Source organism: Fulvivirga kasyanovii, from assembly GCF_009711405.1.
Lineage (GTDB): Bacteria > Bacteroidota > Bacteroidia > Cytophagales > Cyclobacteriaceae > Fulvivirga > Fulvivirga kasyanovii.
Map to the genome: position 1 here is coordinate 1 of NZ_SMLW01000299.1, position 4,742 is coordinate 4,742.

7 protein-coding genes are annotated in these 4,742 nt (G+C 43.8%); 1 reads left to right on the plus strand and 6 read right to left on the minus strand.

The annotated features are described in order from the left end of the window. Window positions 1-346 (plus strand): T9SS type A sorting domain-containing protein (locus E1163_RS02305; protein ID WP_155169050.1); only part of this gene is annotated, 346 nt, incomplete at its 5' end. Window positions 347-596: 250 nt separating this feature from the next. On the opposite strand, the gene ppgK is transcribed toward E1163_RS02305, so the two are convergent. The 6 genes from ppgK to E1163_RS30330 form a co-directional block, all read right to left on the minus strand. Beyond that, a complete protein-coding gene (gene ppgK / locus E1163_RS02310) occupies window positions 597-1,343 on the minus strand; it encodes a polyphosphate--glucose phosphotransferase (protein WP_155169052.1) in 747 nt (248 codons plus the stop codon). A 138-nt stretch (window positions 1,344-1,481) separates the two neighbouring features. Next, entirely contained in the window at window positions 1,482-1,898 is a 417-nt protein-coding gene (locus tag E1163_RS02315) for a putative signal transducing protein (protein ID WP_155169054.1), read from the minus strand. 4 nt (window positions 1,899-1,902) lie between these two features. Next, window positions 1,903-2,355 carry a GNAT family N-acetyltransferase gene (locus E1163_RS02320; protein ID WP_155169056.1) on the minus strand — a complete coding sequence of 151 codons (453 nt, stop codon included), beginning with the start codon at window positions 2,353-2,355 and terminating at the stop codon, window positions 1,903-1,905. 253 nt (window positions 2,356-2,608) lie between these two features. Continuing rightward, the gene (locus E1163_RS02325) at window positions 2,609-3,424 is read right to left on the minus strand and encodes an alpha/beta hydrolase (RefSeq protein ID WP_155169058.1); all 816 of its coding nucleotides are present in this window, start codon (window positions 3,422-3,424) and stop codon (window positions 2,609-2,611) included. A 12-nt stretch (window positions 3,425-3,436) separates the two neighbouring features. After that, window positions 3,437-4,204 (minus strand): GNAT family N-acetyltransferase, encoded by a 768-nt coding sequence (locus tag E1163_RS02330; RefSeq protein ID WP_246223472.1) that lies wholly within the window; start codon window positions 4,202-4,204, stop codon window positions 3,437-3,439. A 96-nt stretch (window positions 4,205-4,300) separates the two neighbouring features. Beyond that, window positions 4,301-4,742 (minus strand): hypothetical protein (locus tag E1163_RS30330; RefSeq protein ID WP_185155930.1); only part of this gene is annotated, 442 nt, incomplete at its 5' end.

The window sequence follows — 4,742 nt, forward strand, 5'->3', positions numbered from 1 at the left end:
CACTGACACAACAGGAAAACTGACAGAATCGGGCATTGCAAGCGCAACACCCGTAAGCAATCAGTCTGCTCGAATTAATAGTACTTCCACAGCAAATGCATTCGGCGATACACCGGAGGCACCGTCCCTCCTTGAATCAGAAAACATAGGATGGAGTGTTTTTCCTAATCCGGTGAAAAACACATTGGAAATTAAAGGTGAGTTTAGTGGCAACTGGATCTTATATGATATGCAAAACAGAGAAGTAATGTCCGGCAACCAAACCTCACTACAAATGGAGGACATGAAACAGGGTATGTACATTTTGAAAATAGAGGGTAAAGCCATAAGAATAATCAAGGAGTAATTGACTTTAGTCCTGACCTTAGAAAAGCAATCTTCACGCAGATGAAGGTTGCTTTTTTATATGCCAATGAGCAAAACCCTCTTAACTTACTTGTTCAAATTTACCAGACTTCTGTTGATATAATTCACTATGCTTAGTTATTACGTTCAGTAACGCTGCCACCCCATCCCGGCACTGGCGGAAGGGAATTATCAGAAAATGGAGCAAAAGAAAAAATGCAACTTATCCGGAATTTTAACTTTGCCTCGCGCTATTTATGATGTTCAGCCGCATTGACAGCGGCTCCAATGATCCCTGCATTGTTAAGCTTCTCCGACACCGTGTATGGGATCTTTATTTTAATCTGTTTTCTGAATTTATGGATCTTCTTGCTAGCACCGCCACCAATGATAATAAAATCAGGGGAAAGTATGCGGTCTACATATTTCAAAAAGAAGTTAAACCGCTTGCCCCACTCATCAAACTCAAGCTCTTCCCTTTTTCTGGCCGAGTCGGCTGCATACTGTTCCACTGGCTTGCCCTTCTTCCCCAGCATTCTCCCCAGCTCAGTATTGGGGATCAGTTGTCCGTCATAAAACACGCCGCTGCCAAGCCCGGTACCCACGGTGATAACTGCTACCAATCCTGACTTATGCCTGCCCGCTCCAAACCGCATCTCGGCAATACCGGCAGCATCTGCATCATTGATGATCTCAAACCGAAGGTCGTCACAGTGCTCACTAAACAGGTCGTCGATCTGTACACCTTTCCAGGCCGGGTCGAGGTTGGAGCTATATTTGGCTCTGCCCTCGATAACTACAGTGGGGAAAGCGCAACCAATATCATCCTGCCAGTTGAAGTGGTCTTTGATCTGCCTGATCACTTCTGCAATGGCCTCAGGTGTAGCAGGCTGGGGAGTATCCACTCGAAATCGTTCGGAGATAAGCTTTCCCTGTTTGGTGTCTACTATTGCCCCTTTGATTCCGGAGCCTCCTATATCGATACCGAGTACATCCATAGCGCCTTTGTATGTTTGGCTAGTTAATCTAAAAAGATTGCTGCAGATAGTCTAAAGATGTCGATAAATAATCTCTATAAATCGGTTTGCTTTTATTAGCTGTCAGTGTTCATTAACCCATGGCATAATTTTAACAGCTTACTTCGCCGGCCTAAACTCGGCATTACATTGCCTGCATTTGTATACGGACTTGTAATAAAACGGAAAAACAAAAAGAAGGAAAGAAACAATGGCTGTAAAAACACCCTTCAAACCCTTCATTGATTTGAAATCGGAGTAGAGTTGCGTAGACTGGCAAACGGGGCATCGCACCTGCCTATCCTGCTCATCAGTAAATGGTGTGGTCTCTACCTCCTCAATAATCTGCAATGCTTTTTGTGCATCAGCCTCCCTTATTTTGAGTTTGATGCCTCCAAGGGTAAGATTGTACAACGGGTTGAGCGATACCATGTTCTCATCAAAGAGAAAGCAAAGTACACCTTCACTTTCGAGCTTTGACCTCAACAAATTGGCTTCTATGCTATTGTCAAAAGTTTTAAGGGTAATCAGTCTCATGGATTTAATTCAACACTATTTTCAACAGATAAAGGTCGTATCCGGGAGCCCAGAAATCCGGCTCCGTTTTCTCTAAAGTAAATCCGGCCTTTTCATAAAAAGGATAAACCAACTGGGTAGTCCTTACCACGATCGTTTTAATGTCCTTTCGTTTTTTTATCTCTTCAATCCGATGTAACGTGAGCCTTTTCCCTACTCCCTTGCCCTGAGCTTCGGGGTGGATCATGTCCCATGAAATACGCGCTGTATGCTCTTCCGGAAAATAGTTGATGCCTCCGCAGCCTATGATTTGGCCGTTGTCCTCTACTACAAAGTACGTTTCTAGTTCATTATCCAGATAGTCGCTAAAGTCACCTTCTTCTGCAGGATCAAAATACTGCGGTGTATTGAGACGGATCAAATGAAGCAATTTTTCTTTATCAGCTTCTTTATAAGGTCGAATATTAATATCGTTCATGCGAGATAATTACAGGATGGGTTCTTTCTACACCAAGTTATCAAGTTGTACCTTAAACCTCAAACTATTGTATATAGGAATTTTTGTCTAAAAAAAATTATAAATAATTAAACAAAACAACTTACCAGGTGTTAATTTAATAAGAAAGACAAATAACCTGGGTACGTCTGGCTACTATTAAAACAGCCTTATCCCAAACAGTATAAATCCCATTAACCTTCTGCCAGACGTGCCCCGGAATAGCTGTACAACGCTACTCTGTCCGGGTGAAATAATCCTCAAAAAAGATCAGGTGGTACTCAATAGATATCAGCCAGTAATCCAGCGTGTGTCCACCTGGATGCTCAATATAGGTGTGTGGAATGCCTCTATTCAGCAATTTATGGTGCAAAGCGTTGTTGCCCTCATAGAAAAAATCCTCTGTACCACAATCAAAGATCAATGCCAGGGTATCCTTATCTATAAGTGGCACCATATTGACCACAGTATTACGTTCCCAATTTTCAGGATATTCGGCAAATGACCCCAGCCTTTTGGCCAAATCCCACTCATCGGGAAAAGGCCTGAAATCCATACCTCCACTGGTACTACCGGCTGCTCCCCATATGTCAGGGTGCCTGAAGGCCAGATAAAAAGCACCATGACCTCCCATGCTCAGACCAGTTATTGCCCGGCCTTTGCTATTTGCAATGGTATTATAGTTTTGATCTACATGGCTCACCAACTCTTTGGAGATGTACGTTTCGTACCTGAAAGTGCTGTCAACAGGACTATCAAAATACCAGCTTGTTCTGGCTCCATCAGGGAATACAAGGATCACCTGATACCTGTCGGCAAACTCTCGAACCTCCGGTACATATTCAGGCCAAAACATATAGTCATCCGTCGCTCCGTGTAGCATATATAAAACAGGGTAAGCTTTTCCATTCTTGCTATACTGGTTGGGAGTAATGACTATGTTACGGACCTCCTTGTACATGGATTTGCTCATCACCACAAGTGTATCAATATTATAGGCAGCGGCTGTATGGCAGGCCAGTATTAAAACCAGAAGCAGAATTCTTTTCATTTTGGAGAGTGTTTATGAATATTCAAAATAATTCGTCAGTTCGCGAAAGCCAAGTTTTTTATAAATTCCTATACCATCTTCAGAAGCCTGCAATATCATGCGTTTGTAACCTGACGCTTTAGCAGTATTGAGTGCATGGGTCATTAGTGCAAAGCCAATACCTTTTCCCCTGTACGCCTCAAGGGTCGCCAGGCCATATAACCCTGCTACTTCATCATTTGAAGGAAACATTTCCACTCCGGCAACAGGTACACCTTCGTGCAGGTAGAGGAAAAGCTCGATTCCGGTATCCGTATCAAGGTACAGGGCTGCTGTCGTTTCATAGTAACGGATTACGTTTTCATCGGCGGGATTCCAGTTCCTTGCAATCACCTCGGCGTATTGTATCAAATGTTCCCGGGTATTTACTTTTTGGATGTTAACATGCCCAAGTTTGTCTATTGGTTCATAATCATCCAGATCCAGCACCATACCAACCTCCTCACCCTGAATGTCAAGCTCCAAAGCTTCAAAACAGGCCCTCACCTGAGGCGTGAGGTTTTCCCGGCTTACCCAGATGCAAAAGTCAAGGTTGCGCTTTCTGAAATGCCTGACAGCATCGGTAAGCTCCTGTTTTTCAAATTCATTGCCACTAAACACATGAATGATATTAAATGTATCACACGACAGGCCGCTATCAACATAGCTCAAACCCGTCATCCGGCAGACACCCATCACTCCTGACCGTGCGGGGATGGTAGTAGCATGAAGACCAAAATTATAGTCGATATCAGCAAGCATAGCGCAATTGTTAGTTAGCGGTCAAAATTAACAAAAAAATAATGCCCGAAGCTTAATAAGCCACGGGCACTATATGCTGTAAAAAGCCTCAGCCGATTACTCGCACCACAGCCTTACCAGTACAAATACAGGCTCACCATCGTAATCAAAGCTGAAACCGGAAGGGCCACAAACATAGTCAAACCAGCCACCTTGCCTGTTGTCTACCTCGTATGTGCCAAGTCCACACATATCCTCAGCTTCCACAAAAGCAAAACCATTTTCAGTGCTCAGGTAGCCAGGGTAGTAGCGGCCGTCGCCATCACCTAAAACACATCCGCTTTGAGGTGTATCATAAACATAAAAAGACCACTCGTCTTCAAGATTGATATTAGAATCACCTCTTGTGTAAGTAAATGCTACAGTAAGCGCCGGGAGTGTGTCGCTGCCATATACATCTTTTGCAAGCTCTACTACTTCCTGAGGCACTGCCGAGTTCTGAGCTACCCTGCCATTGGCATCGCTTTTGGCTGCCTCTTCGGTTTCCACTTTAGCCTCA

Bases quoted from the DNA above. Each gene is read 5' to 3' on its own strand.
- ppgK (WP_155169052.1), bottom strand. From the start codon at position 1,343: ATGGATGTACTCGGTATCGATATAGGAGGCTCCGGAATCAAAGGGGCA.
- E1163_RS02315 (WP_155169054.1), bottom strand. From the start codon at position 1,898: ATGAGACTGATTACCCTTAAAACTTTTGACAATAGCATAGAAGCCAAT.
- E1163_RS02325 (WP_155169058.1), bottom strand. From the start codon at position 3,424: ATGAAAAGAATTCTGCTTCTGGTTTTAATACTGGCCTGCCATACAGCC.
- E1163_RS02330 (WP_246223472.1), bottom strand. From the start codon at position 4,204: ATGCTTGCTGATATCGACTATAATTTTGGTCTTCATGCTACTACCATC.
- E1163_RS02320 (WP_155169056.1), bottom strand. From the start codon at position 2,355: ATGAACGATATTAATATTCGACCTTATAAAGAAGCTGATAAAGAAAAA.